At 54.9% G+C, this 410-nt stretch carries 1 protein-coding gene; it reads left to right on the top strand.

Annotated features, from left to right (window positions below; translation table 11 throughout):
* Nucleotides 1–3: 3 nt before the first annotated feature.
* The coding region (locus tag SB765_RS28140; protein WP_410932288.1) for an HAD family hydrolase at nucleotides 4–410 on the top strand (407 nt) is incomplete at its 3' end.

Here is a 410-nt window from a genome sequence, read left to right as displayed (position 1 = left end):
GTCATGAATAAGTTTGAAGATATTCGCGGCGTCGCTTTTGATCTTGATGGTACGCTGGTCGACAGTGCTCCCGGTCTTGCTGCTGCGGTAGATATGGCGCTGTATGCGCTGGAGTTGCCCGTCGCAGGTGAAGAACGCGTTATTACCTGGATTGGTAACGGCGCAGATGTTCTGATGGAGCGCGCATTGACCTGGGCGCGTCAGGAACGTGCGACTCAGCGTAAAACAATGGGTAAACCGCCCGTTGATGACGACATTCCGGCAGAAGAACAGGTACGTATTCTGCGTAAACTGTTCGATCGCTACTATGGCGAGGTTGCCGAAGAGGGGACGTTTTTGTTCCCGCACGTTGCCGATACGTTGGGCGCGTTGCAGGCTAAAGGCCTGCCGCTAGGCCTGGTCACCAACAA

The organism is Pseudomonas sp. SIMBA_067 (genome assembly GCF_046534675.1).
Classification (GTDB): Bacteria; Pseudomonadota; Gammaproteobacteria; order Pseudomonadales; family Pseudomonadaceae; genus Aquipseudomonas; species Aquipseudomonas putida.
Note: the sequence above shows the minus strand (reverse complement) of the source record. Positions and strands in the feature narration are given on the sequence as shown.